General features: G+C 52.4%; 19 protein-coding genes and 2 tRNA genes. 6 read left to right on the top strand and 15 right to left on the bottom strand.

Translation table 11 applies throughout. The features are described 5' to 3' along the window. Positions 1-3 precede the first annotated feature (3 nt). The 8 genes from hflC to tsaE all read right to left on the bottom strand — a co-directional run bounded on the left by hflC (position 4) and on the right by tsaE (position 8,349). Positions 4-885 carry a protease modulator HflC gene (hflC, locus tag ACFO3I_RS10625; protein ID WP_377333965.1) on the bottom strand — a complete coding sequence of 294 codons (882 nt, stop codon included), beginning with the start codon at positions 883-885 and terminating at the stop codon, positions 4-6. Between the two features lie 3 nt (positions 886-888). Further along, entirely contained in the window at positions 889-2,049 is a 1,161-nt protein-coding gene (hflK, locus tag ACFO3I_RS10620) for an FtsH protease activity modulator HflK (RefSeq protein ID WP_377333964.1), read from the bottom strand. Positions 2,050-2,150: 101 nt separating this feature from the next. Next, the gene (gene hflX / locus ACFO3I_RS10615) at positions 2,151-3,440 is read right to left on the bottom strand and encodes a ribosome rescue GTPase HflX (protein WP_377333963.1); all 1,290 of its coding nucleotides are present in this window, start codon (positions 3,438-3,440) and stop codon (positions 2,151-2,153) included. Between the two features lie 14 nt (positions 3,441-3,454). Continuing rightward, on the bottom strand, positions 3,455-3,709 hold the full coding sequence (hfq, locus tag ACFO3I_RS10610) for an RNA chaperone Hfq (protein ID WP_377333962.1): 255 nt from the start codon (positions 3,707-3,709) through the stop codon (positions 3,455-3,457). A 95-nt stretch (positions 3,710-3,804) separates the two neighbouring features. Then, complete coding sequence (gene miaA, locus ACFO3I_RS10605) at positions 3,805-4,728, bottom strand: tRNA (adenosine(37)-N6)-dimethylallyltransferase MiaA (RefSeq protein ID WP_377333961.1); 924 nt, start codon at positions 4,726-4,728, stop codon at positions 3,805-3,807. Continuing rightward, positions 4,725-6,467 carry a DNA mismatch repair endonuclease MutL gene (mutL, locus tag ACFO3I_RS10600; RefSeq protein ID WP_377333960.1) on the bottom strand — a complete coding sequence of 581 codons (1,743 nt, stop codon included), beginning with the start codon at positions 6,465-6,467 and terminating at the stop codon, positions 4,725-4,727. The genes miaA and mutL overlap by 4 nt, the downstream gene beginning before the upstream one ends. Continuing rightward, positions 6,467-7,873 (bottom strand): N-acetylmuramoyl-L-alanine amidase, encoded by a 1,407-nt coding sequence (locus ACFO3I_RS10595; protein WP_377333959.1) that lies wholly within the window; start codon positions 7,871-7,873, stop codon positions 6,467-6,469. Before ACFO3I_RS10595 ends, mutL begins: the two co-directional genes overlap by 1 nt. Beyond that, positions 7,870-8,349, bottom strand: coding sequence for a tRNA (adenosine(37)-N6)-threonylcarbamoyltransferase complex ATPase subunit type 1 TsaE (tsaE, locus tag ACFO3I_RS10590; protein WP_377333958.1), 480 nt, complete (start codon positions 8,347-8,349; stop codon positions 7,870-7,872). The genes ACFO3I_RS10595 and tsaE overlap by 4 nt, the downstream gene beginning before the upstream one ends. A gap of 161 nt (positions 8,350-8,510) precedes the next feature. Between tsaE and queG the strand changes: the two genes are divergently transcribed. Next, positions 8,511-9,656 carry a tRNA epoxyqueuosine(34) reductase QueG gene (queG, locus tag ACFO3I_RS10585; RefSeq protein WP_377333957.1) on the top strand — a complete coding sequence of 382 codons (1,146 nt, stop codon included), beginning with the start codon at positions 8,511-8,513 and terminating at the stop codon, positions 9,654-9,656. Here the strand turns inward: queG and ACFO3I_RS10580 are convergent. The 5 genes from ACFO3I_RS10580 to orn form a co-directional block, all read right to left on the bottom strand. Beyond that, on the bottom strand, positions 9,595-9,825 hold the full coding sequence (locus tag ACFO3I_RS10580; RefSeq protein WP_377333956.1) for a DUF1289 domain-containing protein: 231 nt from the start codon (positions 9,823-9,825) through the stop codon (positions 9,595-9,597). The two genes, queG and ACFO3I_RS10580, sit on opposite strands and share 62 nt — an antisense overlap. Positions 9,826-9,862: 37 nt before the next feature. Then, entirely contained in the window at positions 9,863-10,357 is a 495-nt protein-coding gene (locus tag ACFO3I_RS10575) for a DUF4442 domain-containing protein (protein WP_377333955.1), read from the bottom strand. A 164-nt stretch (positions 10,358-10,521) separates the two neighbouring features. Next, positions 10,522-10,597, bottom strand: a tRNA-Gly gene (locus ACFO3I_RS10570). Positions 10,598-10,624: 27 nt separating this feature from the next. Beyond that, a tRNA-Gly gene (locus ACFO3I_RS10565) sits at positions 10,625-10,700 on the bottom strand. An 82-nt stretch (positions 10,701-10,782) separates the two neighbouring features. Continuing rightward, a complete protein-coding gene (gene orn / locus ACFO3I_RS10560; protein WP_377333954.1) occupies positions 10,783-11,334 on the bottom strand; it encodes an oligoribonuclease in 552 nt (183 codons plus the stop codon). Positions 11,335-11,465: 131 nt separating this feature from the next. Between orn and rsgA the strand changes: the two genes are divergently transcribed. The 3 genes from rsgA to ACFO3I_RS10545 all read left to right on the top strand — a co-directional run bounded on the left by rsgA (position 11,466) and on the right by ACFO3I_RS10545 (position 14,155). Then, on the top strand, positions 11,466-12,506 hold the full coding sequence (rsgA, locus tag ACFO3I_RS10555; protein ID WP_377333953.1) for a small ribosomal subunit biogenesis GTPase RsgA: 1,041 nt from the start codon (positions 11,466-11,468) through the stop codon (positions 12,504-12,506). A 13-nt stretch (positions 12,507-12,519) separates the two neighbouring features. Further along, complete coding sequence (gene asd, locus ACFO3I_RS10550) at positions 12,520-13,386, top strand: archaetidylserine decarboxylase (protein WP_377333952.1); 867 nt, start codon at positions 12,520-12,522, stop codon at positions 13,384-13,386. Positions 13,387-13,456: 70 nt separating this feature from the next. Next, positions 13,457-14,155: a glycerophosphodiester phosphodiesterase gene (locus ACFO3I_RS10545; RefSeq protein ID WP_377333951.1), complete on the top strand. Its 699-nt coding sequence runs from the start codon at positions 13,457-13,459 to the stop codon at positions 14,153-14,155. Here the strand turns inward: ACFO3I_RS10545 and ACFO3I_RS10540 are convergent. Next, entirely contained in the window at positions 14,152-14,538 is a 387-nt protein-coding gene (locus ACFO3I_RS10540) for a MerC domain-containing protein (RefSeq protein WP_377333950.1), read from the bottom strand. The two genes, ACFO3I_RS10545 and ACFO3I_RS10540, sit on opposite strands and share 4 nt — an antisense overlap. 123 nt (positions 14,539-14,661) lie before the next feature. Here ACFO3I_RS10540 and priC point away from each other — a divergent pair, with 123 nt between their 5' ends. Beyond that, entirely contained in the window at positions 14,662-14,967 is a 306-nt protein-coding gene (gene priC, locus ACFO3I_RS10535) for a primosomal replication protein PriC (RefSeq protein WP_377333949.1), read from the top strand. A gap of 59 nt (positions 14,968-15,026) precedes the next feature. Further along, positions 15,027-15,302, top strand: a complete 276-nt coding sequence (locus tag ACFO3I_RS10530) for a hypothetical protein (protein WP_377333948.1) — start codon at positions 15,027-15,029, stop codon at positions 15,300-15,302. Here the strand turns inward: ACFO3I_RS10530 and ACFO3I_RS10525 are convergent. Beyond that, positions 15,289-15,816, bottom strand: a complete 528-nt coding sequence (locus tag ACFO3I_RS10525) for a DUF3016 domain-containing protein (RefSeq protein ID WP_377333947.1) — start codon at positions 15,814-15,816, stop codon at positions 15,289-15,291. The two genes, ACFO3I_RS10530 and ACFO3I_RS10525, sit on opposite strands and share 14 nt — an antisense overlap. Between the last annotated feature and the right edge of the window lie 81 nt (positions 15,817-15,897).

The raw sequence follows: 15,897 nt of genomic DNA, 5'->3' as shown, positions 1-15,897 counted from the left end.
AAGTTAGTTTTGTACTTTGTCTGACTTCATGTATTTAAAGAAGTCATTGTCTGGCTGGATCACCAGCACATCATTTTTGCTCTGGAAGCTGTTTTTATAAGCATCCAGACTACGGACAAAACTAAAGAACTCGCCATTTTTGTTGTAGGCATCTGCGTAAATTTTCGCAGCTGACGCATCCCCCTCACCACGTACGGTACGAGAATTACGTTCTGCATCGGCCACCATAACGGTCACGCGGGCATCCACGTCAGCACGGATAATTTCAGCTTGCTCCATACCGCGGGCACGGTGTTCTTTTGCCACTGCAGTACGTTCCGCCCGCATACGTTGGAAAATTGAGGTGCTGATTTCGTCCGGCAGGTTAATTTTCTTCACCCGCACGTCGAGGATTTCAACACCCAGTTCCTGCGCACCATCTGAGGCCTGGGCCATAGCCCGCACCATCAGTTGAGTCCGTTCACCAGAGACGATCTCCTGGATAGTCCGGCTACCAAACTCTGTACGCAGCCCGTTGTTAATGTATTGCTTTAACAGGGTTTCTGCCTGATTCAGGTTGCCGCCTGTGGACAGGAAGTATTTGCCAAAATCGGCAATACGCCATTTCACGTAGCTGTCGACCAATAAGTCTTTTTTCTCAGCGGTCACAAAACGGTCTGAACCTTCGCCCAAGGTTTGCACCCGGGCATCCAGCAAACGCACGGTTTCAATCAATGGCACTTTGAAATGCAGGCCAGGTTCAAACACTGTAACGGCTTCCTGAGTATCGCGTTGGATTTTACCAAAGCGAATCACAATACCGCGCTCACCTTCCGGCACCACAAAGACCGAAGAAACGACCGCAATGCCGACCAGAGCGGCGATAGCTATTACTAAATTTTTCATCGCTTATCCTCTGCCTGTTCTGCTGTTATCACCGCGACCAGAGTCACTGCGACCGGCTGGCACACTGCGGGTATCCAGCGGCGTCACTCTGTTGTCAGGCAGCACAGGATTAGTCACCGCACCTTTGGCGTCAGACTGGTTCAGCATTTTATCCAGTGGCAGGTACATAATGTTGTTGCCATTTTTCACGTCCACCAGCACTTTAGAGGTGTTGCCATAGACCTGTTCCATCGTTTCCAGATACATCCGGTCACGGGTCACTTGCGGAGCCGCCAGATACTCAGGTAACAGTTTGTCAAAACGAGCCACTTCACCCTGAGCCTTTAAGGTGATTTGCTGTTTATAGGCATCCGCTTCCTGCATCATCCGGTTCACCTGACCACGGGCACGCGGTTCGATTTCACGGGCATAAGCTTCGGCTTCACGGATAGAACGCTGTTCATCTTCCTGCGCCGCTATCGCGTCATCAAAAGCTTCTTTCACTTCTTCTGGCGGACGGGCATCACGGAAGTTAACATCCACCAATGCCAAACCCAGATTGTAAGGTTTGATAATGGATTCCAGTTCAGTACGGGTATTCTGACGAATAGACTCACGGCCTTTGGTCAGCACGTCATCCATCAGTGAATGCCCCACTACGTAACGCAGTGCGGCGTCTGTGGCTTCACGCAAACTGGTGTCCGCATCGACCACGGAGAACTTGTAAGCGCGGGCGTCAAAGACCCGGTATTGAATCTCAAAAGTGACCCGTACCAGGTTTTGGTCCTGAGTCAGCATAAAACCGTCTGTGCGCAGCGAGCGCACCGAAGTAACGTCTACCGGGATTACTGAGTCAATAAAGGTTGGTTTCCAGTGAATACCAGGAGTCACTTCGGTATGGTACTGGCCAAAACGCAGCACCACACCACGTTCAGATTCTTTAATGGTGTAGAAGCCACTGAACGCCCAGACCAGCACTGCAACCAACAGGATCAGTACCAGAGCAGCCGAACCGCCACTGTTACTGCTGTTGTTGCTGCTTTTGCCTGAACCAAACAGGCCTCCGAACTTCTTGCTTAAGTTGCGGAATACTTCATCTAAATCGGGCGGGCCATCGTTACGACCACCACCGCTACGCCAGGGGTCGTTATCTTTGCCATTATTGCCCGGCTCATTCCAAGCCATGCTTCACTCCATCTCACGTTGTGATATTGAAACTAATGTACCAAAAAAAATGTTTGGCTGTCTGGTCACTGGCGCTATTTATATCGCTGATCGTCTTAACTTTATACAGCAGCCTGCAGATAGTTTTGTAACAAGCCGTCACTTTGCTTCAGCAGCCGCGCCCACTCAGTGCGGTGCAGCGCCAGCTTCAGTACAGCTTCTCCTTGTTCAGTAAATTGCTCTTGTTGTACTGCACAAAGTTGATGCAGACGGGAGCGCCAGACACTGAGCTCTGGCGGTAATATGAGGGTCAGGCGGATAAAATCAACCGACAGGCGTTGCCGGATGGCCTGACGCAACAGCTCCATGCCCTCGCCGGTTCTGGCCGACAGCCATACGGCAACAGGCTGCAACTGCTCGTTGTATTCAATACGGGCCGGTTGCTGATTCTGATCAATTTTGTTAAAGACCTTCAGCTGAGGAACCTCCGCAGCGTCAATCTCTTCCAGCACCAGCTGCACCTGACGGATATTGTCATCCAACCGTTCATCCGCACAATCAATCACATGCAATTGTAAATCGGCGTCACGGCTTTCCTGCAAGGTGGATTTAAAGGCCGCCACCAGATCATGCGGCAAATGCCGGATAAAACCGACCGTATCCGCCAGCACTAAATCACCAAATTCAGCTAGTTGAATTTGCCTTAAGGTCGGGTCCAGTGTGGCAAACAGCTGATCGGCGGCATACACATCGGCCTGGGTCAAACGGTTAAATAAGGTGGATTTGCCAGCATTGGTATAGCCCACCAGAGAGACCACCGGCACTTCGGCCTGCTGCCTGGCTTTGCGGCCCTGTTCACGCTGCTGGCTGACTTTAGACAGCCGCAGCTTCAACACAGTGATCCGTTCTCTTAACAAACGCCGGTCGGTTTCCAGTCGGGTTTCCCCCGGCCCCCGCAAACCAATACCACCCTTTTGCCGTTCTATATTGTCCCAACCGCGCACCAGACGGGAGGCTAGGTGTTTGAGCTGAGCCAGCTCAACCTGCAACTTGCCTTCGTAACTGCGGGCACGTTGGGCAAAGATATCCAGGATCAGACTGGTGCGGTCAATGACCCGGCACTGACACAGACGTTCCAGATTGCGGGTTTGAGCTGGGGATAACGCGTGATTGAAAATAATCAGATCGGCTTGCAGCTCAGCGACAGCTTGCGCTAGTTCTGCCGCTTTGCCACTACCTAAAAAGAACTTGGCGTCAATACTGTTACGGCTGGCGGTAATCACCGCTTTATTCTGCACTCCGGCAGACGCCACTAACATAACCAGCTCATTTAAATCTTCGCTGGCACTGTCTTGACTTAGATAGAGATGAACCAGGATCGCTTGTTCGGCTACCTTTGTATGTTCAAACAAGCTGTCTGACCCTGTTACTCAGTCTCTTCACCTTCAGAGCTACCTGCATGACCTGCCATGGTGTTTACCGCACGGGCTGGTACCACAGTAGAAATTGCATGTTTGTACACCATCTGGCTGACAGTGTTTTTCAGCAGAATAACAAACTGATCAAATGATTCGATTTGGCCTTGCAGCTTAATGCCGTTCACCAGATAGATAGAAACCGGGATGCGCTCACGTCTCAATGTGTTTAAGAATGGGTCTTGCAACGATTGGCCCTTTGCCATTTTCGCTTTCCTTATTTTTTATTAGTCTTGCCGGATATTGTGATTATTATATTATTTTCAAGTCGTTAAATAACAACTTTTTTTCAATTACTTTCTTAGCGTAGCGAAGTTAAAAGCAGTTGCAAGTTTTGTGCTGTGCCCGCTTCGGTTTTTAACCAGCATAAATCAGGCCAGCTTCGCAACCAGGTTAATTGGCGCTTCGCCAACTGCCGGGTCGCGGCAATCCCCTGCTCTGTCATTTCCGCTTCGCTGATTTGTCCACTCAGATACAACCACATTTGCCGGTACCCAACACAGCGCATTGAAGGAAGATCCAGATGCAGATCGGGACGCTGCATCAGCCTTTGCACTTCGTCCGCAAAACCCTGCAGCAGCATCTGCCGGAATCTGACCGCAATGCGCTGATGAAGTTCAGCTCTGTCATCCGGTACTATGGCAAATTGCTGCACCGGATAAGGAAAAGCTTCGCCTTTGTCTGCAGTCAATTCGGTCATGCTTTTGCCGCTGATCCGGAACACTTCAAGGGCTCTGTTAATCCGCTGCGGGTCGTTTGGATGAATCCGAGCTGCAGACACAGGATCGATCTCAGCCAACTGACGATGCAATGCGGCCCAGCCCTGCTCGGCCGCTTCCTGCTCAATCTGCAGACGGATCTGCGCGTCTGCTTCAGGCAAAGGCGATATCCCCTGCAGCAAGGTCCGGTAGTACAGCATGGTGCCGCCAACCAGTATCGCGGTTTTTCCTCTGCTGTGGCTATCCGCTATTAGTCGAAGAGCGTCGGTACGAAAATCAGCGGCGGAATAGGCCTGCACCGGGTCAAGAATATCAATCAGCTGATGTGGCGCCAACGCCTGTTCTTCTGCCGTTGGTTTAGCGGTACCAATATCCATGCCCCGGTAAATCAGCGCACTGTCGACACTGATAAGCTCGGAAGGAATACGCTGATACAACTCCATCGCCAGCGCAGTCTTGCCGCTGGCCGTTGGCCCCATCAGAAAAATTACACCAGGCCGGTTCATACAAGCTCCTGCAATTGGGCCAATGCGCTTTGCAGATCCAGCTCGACTGCGCCAGCGTCAGGTTCAGCCGTCAGTAACTCAGGAAAATAGCGGCCCAGACCGGCTGCGTCCAGGTACTGCTGCTCCAGCAACAGCCGAAGCAGCTGGGTGACCAGCTCGCCGGCGTCCTGCCCAAGCCCCTGTTGCCACCACAAAGGTAACCAGCTTGCTACGGCACTTTGCCGCAAAAACGCCGGTACAGCGCGCACAATCAGTTGCTGATCAGCGACTAATAAATCAAAACCAAGCCCTGCCATCAGGTCGGCATGACCGAGCAACATCTGTTGCTCGGCCGCTTTAACGGTAAAACGAACCGGCATCAGCAGTGGCAAGGCCTGTAAAGCCTTCTCCTGCCATAAGCGGCCCAGCACAGGCAGCAAATCCTGCAGGTAGAGCTGCTCACGCACAAAACACAGCATAAAACGGTTTTGCAGCACCCAGAGCCGGGTTTCAGCCGGATTAGCCTGCCCGCTGGCATCCGTTGTCGGCGCGGAAAAAGGCGCAGGCTGGACTGGCGCGGCAAACTGCATCGTCCAATTCTGCCCTGCCGGACGCTCAGGCCTGGCTGCAGCGCGATACACAGGGCTGGTGTAGGGACCAGGCCGGACCGCAAACTGCTCTGGCAGACTGTAACGACTGCGGCTGGCAGGTGCGGTTTCATGCACCATCGCCGCGTTGGGCAGCAGCTCAGGCTCGGCAGCAGCCTGCAGTTGCGACAAGGCGTTTTGCAGCGCACTGACCACAAAATCATGCACCAGCCGGGCCTGATGGAAACGCACTTCATGTTTCGCCGGATGCACATTGACGTCCACCTGGCGCGGGTCGAGCTGCAGATACAACACAAAGGAAGGTTGCTGCTCAGGGCGCAGTAAATGGCCATAGGCTTGCCGAATCGCGTGGTTCAGCAACTTATCCCGCATCATGCGGCCATTGACGTAACAATACTGCACCGCCTGCTCACTGCAGGCCGCTGGCTGCACTAGCCAGCCGTGCAATGACATGCCATCGTAATCCACATTGACCCGGGATGCGTGCTGCGCAAAGGCTTTGCCACAAAGCGCGGCAACCCGTTTTTGTTGTTGGTCAGTATCTGTCGCCTGCCGCAGCTGCCGCACCGGCTGGCCGTTATGTACTAAGGTCCAGCTGACATCAAAGCGGCTCAATGCCAGGCGTTTGACCAGCTCATCAATATGAGAGAATTCGGTCTTATCGCTGCGTAGAAATTTGCGCCGTGCCGGGGTATTAAAAAACAGATCCACTACTTCAATACTGGTGCCAACAGGGTGAGCTGCAGGTTTAATCTCCACCTGCATATCCCGGCCTTCGGCGCTGGCTTGCCAGGCGTTGTCCTGATGCGCAGGTTTAGAGGTGAGGGTCAGGCGGGAAACTGAACTGATACTGGCCAGCGCTTCACCGCGAAACCCCAGGCTGACAATTTGCTCCAGGTCGTCCAGTGTGCTGATTTTACTGGTGGCGTGGCGGCACAGCGCCAGTTGCAACTCATCCCGCGCGATGCCACTGCCGTTGTCCCGGATCAGAATTTTTTTACAGCCGCCTTTTTCGATATCAATCAGCAGCTCAGTGGCACCCGCATCTAAGCTGTTTTCGACCAGCTCTTTGACCACGGAGGCTGGGCGTTCAACCACTTCACCAGCCGCTATCTGGTTCGCCAGCTGAGGCGATAAGATCTGAATCGGCATCAGGGGATCCTCAGCACCTGACCAATTTGGATGTTGTCGTCGCGCAGCTTATTGTACTGGCGCAGTTGCGCCATACTGACACCGTATTGTCGGGCTAACTTAGATAGAGATTCGCCCGCTTTCACCCGGTGAATACGATCCGCTGTGGCCGCCGTTTGACCGACAGAAGCACTTTGCGTTGGCACAGCACGGCCTTGCTGCTTCAGCGCGGCAAACATTGAATCGGCCGGCGGTTGCTGTTCAAAATAGCTTTTGACCGCACCAAATATCGCACTGGCCAGCTTGCGCTGGTGGCCGCTATCTTTAAGCAACCGTTCTTCGTTGTAGTTAGAGATAAAGCCGGTTTCAATCAGAATGGACGGGATATCCGGCGCCTTCAGCACCGCAAGACTGGCCGCCTGAGGTTCCTTTTTATGCAGGTGTGCCACTTTATCCAGTTCACGCAGTACTTCTTTGGCCACTTCAAAGCCTGTCACCATAGAGTGGTTCATCGACAAGTCCAGCACGGTTTGCGCCAGGTAACGTTCGTTGGCGGAATCCTTTATGACTTCGGCGACACCGCCCAATAACTCTGAATGCTGCTCGGTCTGTTCCAGCATCCGGCCGACTTCCGTAGTTGCCCGTCGCATTGATAAAACCCACACCGAAGCGCCATGCGCTTTACGGTTTTTGACTGCGTCGGCGTGCACCGAAATCAGCAAATCAGCTTGTTTTTGCCGGGCTACATCCGGCCTTTTACCCGGATGAATGTAGTAATCACCGGTGCGGGTCAGCACCGCCTTCAGGCCAGGCTGCTGATTGATCATTTGCATCAGCATCTGAGAAATCGCAAAGGTCACTCTTTTTTCGTGAGTGCCATTAGGACCAACGGCCCCGGGGTCATTGCCACCATGGCCAGCATCAATGGCAATCACAATATCGCGGCCTGTGGCGTGGCTGGGGGTGACAATTTTTGGCGCCGGCAGCGGCGTTACTGACTTCACCTCTGTTACTGGCGCCGGTGACTGACTGCGGTACGCCTGAGGCTTCAAATCGATAACCAGCCGATGGCCATAAGGTGGCGACGGCGGCAGGCTGAAAATACTCTCTGCAGCCGATTGACTCAGCTCAATCACAACGGCAGTGGCCGCACTGGGTGTGCGGGTGGCGTAGACCCGCTTTACCAAGGCCGCCGAGCCACTGACCGGGCCCAAATTAAGACTGCTGACGTCCGCCAGTTCAATTTCCAGCCGCTCCGGGTTCGTCAGGCGCCGGCTTTTATGCGAAGGCGCTGCAGACAAATCCAACACCAGCCGGGTATTGTCCGGGCTGGCCCAGATCCGTACACCTTTGACTGTGGTTGCAGCCTGTAACCAGGGGCTGAGCAGTACACAACAGACAACAAGAGCAGCAGGCCATAGCCTCATGCTTGCAACTCCTGCTGCAGCTGTTCAAGCCAGGCTTCAGCTTTTGCCGTCGCTGCGGTCAGGCAGACCGAGCGCTGGCCCTGAATTAGTTGCAGTTTCAACTCCAGATCCGCAGGCGCAAGCAAGCCATAACCACGTTCAGGCCATTCAATCAGGCATAAAGTTGATGCGGAAAAATAATCGCGGATCCCCATAAACTCCAGTTCTTCCGGGTCACGTAACCGATATAAATCAAAGTGATAGGCTGTTAACTCACCCAACTGATACGGCTCAACCAAGGTATAAGTCGGGCTTTTGACATTGCCCTGATGACCGAGCGCCTGCAGCAAATAACGACTGAAAGTGGTTTTGCCGGCACCCAAGTCTCCATGCAGGTAAAGCACCGCGCCTGGTTGCACCAAAGGAGCCATAGCCCGGGCCAAAGCCGCCGTGGCCTGTTCATCATCAAGAGCCAGAGTCAGTACTGAAGTTGTCATCTCTACCTGTGCCGGGTTTAAGTCGTCGGGCCGGACCGCAATGCGGAAGTTAAATTGCCACCCATGCTACCAAAAGACGTGTTAGGCAGCCAGTTTCTTTGCCCAGCTTGCGCCACGGCTCTGTGATAAACTGCCGCCAGTTTTTTCTGCAATTGACTGACATGCAACCAGATTGGTCCGAACTCGCTGCACAAATAAAGACCTGGGGTCTGGAACTTGGTTTCGGCCAGGTCGGTATTTGTGACACCGACCTGCAGGCAGAAGAACCTAAACTGCAGGCCTGGCTGGACGCAGGCTATCAGGGTGAGATGGCCTGGATGGCCAGCCACGGCATGAAACGGGCCCGCCCCGCGGAACTTGTGCCAGGCACCTTGAGGGTGATTTCGGTCCGCATGGATTACCTACCGGAAGATGCCGCCTTTGCCTCCAACCTGGCCGACCCGGACAGTGCCTACATTAGTCGTTATGCGCTGGGCCGTGATTACCACAAACTCATTCGAAACCGGCTCAAACAATTGGGTGAAAAAATTCAGGCCCATGTTGGCCCTTATGGTTTCCGGCCTTTTGTCGACTCAGCGCCGGTATTGGAGCGGCCTTTGGCGGCCAAAGCGGGTTTAGGCTGGCAAGGTAAACATTCATTGCTGCTCAATCGCGACGCTGGTTCACTGTTTTTTCTCGGTGAGCTTTTTGTCGATTTACCCTTACCTGTCGACGCCCCCATAGACGACAGTTGCGGCACCTGTGTCGCCTGCATGACCATCTGTCCAACTCAGGCCATTGTGGCTCCTTACACAGTGGACGCACGTCGTTGCATTTCCTACCTGACCATCGAGCTGCAAAGCGACATTCCACAAGAGCTGCGGCCACTGATCGGCAACCGGATCTATGGCTGTGACGACTGCCAGCTGGTGTGTCCGGTCAATCAGGCATCGGCCGTCAGCGCAGAAAGTGATTTCCAGCGCCGGCCGGTCTGGCTGAACAAAAGCCTGGTTGAATTGTGGCTATGGACGGAACAAGAGTTTTTGCGCCACACCGAAGGCTCAGCTATCCGGCGTATTGGCCATGAACGCTGGTTACGCAATATAGCGGTGGCTTTAGGGAATGCGCCGTTCAGTGAATCTACTGTGCAGGCGCTGCAGCAGCGTAATGGCTGCGTCAGCGAACTGGTCCAGCGGCATCTGGAGTGGGCGCTGGCACAGCAGCAGGACAAACAACAGAAGCAACAGTGGCAGCAGCAAAACTTGCTTAGTCGTCAGACCGAGCGTTTAGTCCGGGTGATCCAAAAAGGCTTGCCGGATCATGCCTGAGCTGTTGTTTGCGCTGTTGCTGTCTTAGACTGGCACTGTCGAGGATCTGTTGCTGCCGCTGCTCGTCGGCATTGCTCCAAGCCTTAATTTCATCCAGAGAACGGCCACAGCCCAGGCAAATATCCTGTAAATCCAGGCAACAAATCCGGGTGCAGGGGGAAGGCAGCATCACAAGTCTCTTCGGTGGTGACTGCCTTTAGTATGACTTAGTTACGCTTTTTCGGCACCCAGGCCCAGACAAACTCGGCCAATACGGGTTCCACGTTCACCGAATCGGTGATCTGCACTTTGATGCTGATTTCACCTTTTTCTGTCGAGCGAATAAATTGAATTTGCTCTTGTGTCAGCTGAGCCTGCGCCGTTAAGTCACCGCTTGCGCGCTTTACATAGTCCAGGTGCATTGATTTCAACAGCGGAATACGGTCATCTGGCACATGCACACCCACTAGGAAGCCGCTGGCCGATTCACCTAATAACGACATGGCCGCGGCGTGCACAGAGCCAATATGGTTCTGTACCTTGGTTTTGTTTTTTAATTTCAGCAGCGAATGCGAAAAATCCAGCTCTGCCACCTGCACCGAGGCCGTGCCGGCGAATTTAATGGCGCGGCCAAATAACTGGGTCAGCAGCCAACTGCGCAGCCAGGGGCCCTGCTGATTGATTTTGTGCACATAACGGCCAAGTTTATTCACTGGACTCATACTGGTCATACCTCTAAATGCAATGCTGCAAAACTAGCAGTAAAGCGCCCGGCAGGCAAGCCGTTCAAGGCATGAAGCTGAAAGCAACAAACGAAAAAATCCGCTAACTGCGGCTGGGTCATCAGAAAATTCTTTGTGTAGTGAATCAGTGTTCCAACCGAAATTGGAGCGGGCAACGAGGCTCGAACTCGTGACCTCGACCTTGGCAAGGTCGCGCTCTACCAACTGAGCTATGCCCGCACTGAAGATGTCTTGCAGAACTGTACGTGGAGCGGGTTACGAGGCTCGAACTCGTGACCTCGACCTTGGCAAGGTCGCGCTCTACCAACTGAGCTAAACCCGCGTACAGTGTCAAACCGCTTCTTTCAGTTTTCCGTCAGAAGCGGCGCGCATTTTACAAAAAAAATCGTACTGTGCAACAGCTTTTATTCAGGAATTTTGAAAAAATGCTGCCGATAGACCATTAATTCAGCAATGGATTCACGGATATCATCCAGCGCCAGGTGAGTTGATGATTTCTTCACCAACTTAGTGACAGCTGGTGCCCAACGTTTGGCCAGCTCTTTCACTGTGCTCACATCAAGATTACGGTAATGGAAATAGGCTTCAAACTCGGGTGCGTACTTCACCAGAAAACGGCGGTCCTGGCCGATACTGTTACCACACATCGGCGACTTCCCTGCGGGCACATAGTCGCTTAAAAATGCGATAGTCTGACGCACGGCTTCGGCTAAGTCAGTCTGGCTGTCGCGGCAACGCTGCGTTAAGCCACTTTTGCCGTGAGTTTCTGTGCACCAGGCGTCCATCCCATTTAACACCTCGTCTGGGGTTTTAATGGCAAAGACCGGACCTTCCGCCAGAATGTTCAGGTCACTGTCGGTCACTATTGTCGCCATCTCCAGAATGACGTCGGTTTCCGGTTCCAAACCTGTCATTTCCAGATCGATCCAGATCAGATTGTTTTCATTTGCTGCCATAGGTCTGCCTTCTCCTGCAGGTAATAAGCTCTGCGCTTTGTAACTTAGCTGAATAGCGGTATCATACCAAGCCCCGGTGCCAACAACCAAGTCAGCACCGAACTTACAGCAGACAGTAACAGCGACATTACGTGACCAAAAAGAAACACCTGACAGAACGCCAGCACCAACGCATTGCGGCGAACCAGAAAAAACGCTTTGTGCGGGCTGAAAAGCCAGAAGCCGCAGAGCAGGATCTGGATTTATTTGCTGAATCTGAGCCTGGACTGGTGATCAGCCGTTTTGGCCAGCATGCTGATATCGAAGCCACAGATGGCAGTGTGCACCGTTGCAGCCTGCGTCGGGTGATTAACAGCCTGGTCACAGGCGATAAAGTCATCTGGCGCCGCGCTAAAGCAGCAAACAGTACGCCGGCTGGTGTAGTGGAGGCGGCAGCAGATCGCGAATCTGTGTTGGTCCGGCCGGATTTCTACGACGGTTTAAAGCCAGTTGCTGCCAATATTGACCTGATGATTATCGTCTCTGCGGTACTGCCGGTGTTTTCCAGCAATATAGTGGACCGCTATCTGATAGCGGCCGAAGCCATGCATATCAAGCCTTTGTTGTTGTTAAACAAAGTCGATTTGCTCACTGCTGAAGAGCGCGCTGCGCTGGAACAGCAGCTGCAGATGTACACCAGCCTGGGTTACGACTTTTTGCTGCTAAGTGCGAAAACCGGCGAAGGTACAGCGCAACTGAATAATTACCTGCAACAGGGCTGCAGCATTTTTGTTGGTCAGTCTGGTGTCGGTAAATCATCGTTATTGAATGCCGTGTTACCCGGCATTGACGCTATTACGAAGGAAGTTTCTGAAGTGTCCGGCCTGGGCCAGCACACCACCACCACAGCACGGCTTTACCACTTGCCGCAAGGCGGTGATTTGATTGACTCACCGGGGATCCGCGAATTTGCCTTGTGGCATTTAGAACCGGAGCAGGTGGCAGCCGCCTATCCGGAATTCCAACCCTGGTTAGGCCGCTGCAAGTTCCGCGACTGTAAACACCAGAATGACCCTGGCTGCGCGCTGCAGCATGCAGTCAGCCAAGGCGACATTCACCCGGAACGTTTTCACAACTACCATAAGATCCTGCTCAGCATGCAGCAGGACAAACCTAATTACTTTTCTAACTGAGGTGTTTCCTGCCATGGACAAACTGAAAATTGCCCTGCAATACATTCTGCCTAAGCATTTAATTTCCCGTCTGGTGGGCTATCTGGCGGCGGCCAGACTGGGTTTTATCAGCCATGCGCTGATTAACCTCTTTATCAAAGCCTTTAGAATTAATATGGCGGAAGCGCAGTTTGAAAAGGCCTCAGACTACAGCAACTTCAACGAGTTCTTTACCCGGCCATTAAAAGAAGGCATGCGCCCGTTAAACCAGGATCCAAGCATTGTTGCCCATCCGGTGGACGGCGCCATCAGCCAGTTGGGCGCTATTGTTGACGGTAAACTGATCCAGGCGAAAAACCACAATTATTCACTGCAGGCTTTATTGGGCGGCGATGCCGCGACTGCAGCGCCTTTTGCCGGTGGCGAGTTTGCCTGTATTTATCTGGCACCAAAAGATTACCACCGTATTCATATGCCGGTTGCTGGTACCTTACGTGAAATGATTTATGTGCCGGGCGATTTATTCTCGGTGAATCCGCTGACCGCGGAAAACGTGCCGGATTTATTCGCCCGCAATGAACGTGTAGTGACCATTTTTGACACCGAATTAGGCCCGATGGCATTGGTGCTGGTCGGTGCCACTATAGTCGCCAGTATCGAAACTGTTTGGGCAGGCACAGTCACACCTCCGGCAGGCAAGGATGTGTTCCGCTGGACCTACCCGGCCTCAGGGCCGCAGGCTATTCAGCTTGAGAAAGGCGCAGAAATGGGTCGCTTTAAACTGGGTTCCACCGTGATCCTGGCCTTCCCGGCTGGACAGGTTGAGTTTTTACCTAATCAATACCCCACCAGCGTCACCCGGATGGGCGAAGCCTTTGCGCGGATTTGCAAAAACAGCTAAAACTGCATTTACTCCCAGTTCAAGCGAAAGAGCGGCCCTGAAAGCCGCTCTTTTTTTAAGGATGCGTGTTATGAAAGTTATAGCGCACCGCGGCTACAGCGGTCATTACCCGGAAAACACCTTGCTGGCCATCGCCAAAGCACTGGATGCGGACTGTGACGGGATTGAAATCGATCTGTACCGGGTGGAGGATACGTTAGTGGTGATCCACGACTCAGATGTCAGCCGCACCACCAATGGCAATGGCTTATTGAGCCAGTTCAGTCTTCAACAGTTACTGCAATTGGACGCCGGTAACGGCGAATCGGTGCCCACCTTATGGCAGGTGCTGCAACTGGTAAACAATCAATGTCTGTTAAATATTGAACTGAAAGGCGCAGATACCGCTGAATTATTCCTGCAGGAGCTGGCTCATGCTGAACAGCAATTGGGGGTCAACCCCGGGTTACTGCTGATTTCCTCGTTTAATCATCATCTGCTGCGGTTGATTCAACAGCACAGACCAGACCTTAAACTTGGCGCGCTGACCGCCAGCCTGCCATTGGATTACGCCGCATTTGCCAGCGCACTGGGGGCTTACTCGATCAACTGTGATAAAGATTTTATTAATGAAGCCTTGGTGCAGGACGCGCATCGCCGAGGTCTCGAAGTCTGGGTGTACACGGTCAATTCAGTACAACGGGCGCTGCAACTGCAGCAGATGGGAGTTGACGCCATATTCTGCAATTACCCGGCAGAAGCCAGAGGCTGGTTACAGGCGGGAAATTAATGCTGTTCGCAGCTATGGCAATGATTGCACAACCGTAAATTCAGCACATGCGCCAGAATCACAAAAGCAGCACCGACAATCAGAATTGCATGTTCATAATCGTGGCCAAACACATCTTTGTGCCAGTAAATAAAACCACCTAAAAACAGCGAATAAAATGGATAAAGCTTTTTATGGTAGCGGTGAAAGCCAGCAAAAATGGTGATAAAACCCAATACCATGGATGCCAGCAGGATCACCCGCTCCATGGCATGATTATGCCAGGCTGTCAGGCCAAACAAAGGTAACACAGGCAGCAGGACAGGCAGCATGATGCAATGAATGGCGCACAATGATGTAAGCGCAATGCCAGCTTTGTCGAGCGTATTTCGCAGAAAGTCCACGGCCTGTAACTCCAGCCAATCAAAAGGGTCGTTATAATATAACAAATCGGAAAAAACTCAAGACTTCGCTGGGGCGCCTCGTCACCTTATGGCAAAATGGCGGAAATTTTTCTGAGGTGAGTTATGGATCAATTACTGGAACAACTGGATCAGAACTTAAAAGAGTTGTATCGCAAAGCGTTGGATGCGGACGCGCTGCTGGAACAACTGCAACAACAAGGCCATGCCAAACACCAGAGTATTTTCGCAGAAGAGCTGTTTACTGTGCAGAGCAACAGGTTTATGCCCTATCTGAGCGAGACCGCAGAACAAATTGCCGCAATGCGCCAGACTCAACAATTTAATACCGCCACCCTGCAGCGGGTAGTACAGCAATTACAGCAGTTACATAAAACCTTGGCCGAGTTCAAAGCCGCGCTGGCTAACTGATTAAATAATCTGGCAAGTCTCAGGCGGTGCGCTAGTCTAACAAGCATAAGGGGTGACTTATGACTGAACTGACCAGCACTAGCCTGACATTCAATCAACCTGCCGAATTTCGCCAGGCCACCAGTCGTCTGACCCCAACCCAGCAAGCCAGCAATACCCTCGTCCGGCAAGTACAGCTACAAAACACCACCCCTACCTTGCCTGGACCTGTCGAACAGATAGCAGAAACGGATGTGGTAAGGGTTAGCAGCACTATTGGTAAAGCAGCTTCCAGCGGCCGCTTAAGCCGCGAGGAAGCTTTGGATATCTACCGGGAGATTGCTAGCCTGCTGTAGAGGAAGTGCTGGTGGCGGCAACAAAAGCAGGTTCAAATTTCTCTTTAAACCAACGCTCAAGCATCTCGCGCTCATAAGAAAGGACCTGGCTCCGGTTCAAATGAGTGCGGCTCATAAACGCCATATCACGCAACTTCAACTCTTCTGTTAATACCACTTTTTGACTCTTATCAAGCAACTGATAACTGAAGTTAACCCGGGGCGCGAAGATTTCTTTAATGACCCGAATGTCCTGCCCACTTTGAGTGAACATGTAATTGACATCTCCGGCCAGATCGATGTCCGTAACTGTGATTTTCCAGACATAACCATCAGGCAGTTTGGCAGCCAAATCAGCGAAAATTTTATCGAAACCAGCCAGAGTCCTTTTTTCGAAAGAACCTCTGGGTTCGTTGGCAGGTTTAATATCGGTAAATTTCTTCTGATTGACGTAGTCGACTTTGACGTCCGCGGCCTGCACTGTCGCCACAGCACAAAACGCAGCAGCAACCAATGCCCTATTCAGTTTACGCATATCTACCTCCGGTTTTTAATGCATTGCAGTGTGAACGACCATGCGATTCAGTACTGCTGTTTGTACTATAGACCAGCCCCC

It is taken from the genome of Rheinheimera marina, from assembly GCF_042654345.1.
Taxonomy (GTDB): domain Bacteria; phylum Pseudomonadota; class Gammaproteobacteria; order Enterobacterales; family Alteromonadaceae; genus Pararheinheimera; species Pararheinheimera marina.
Note: the sequence above shows the minus strand (reverse complement) of the source record. Positions and strands in the feature narration are given on the sequence as shown.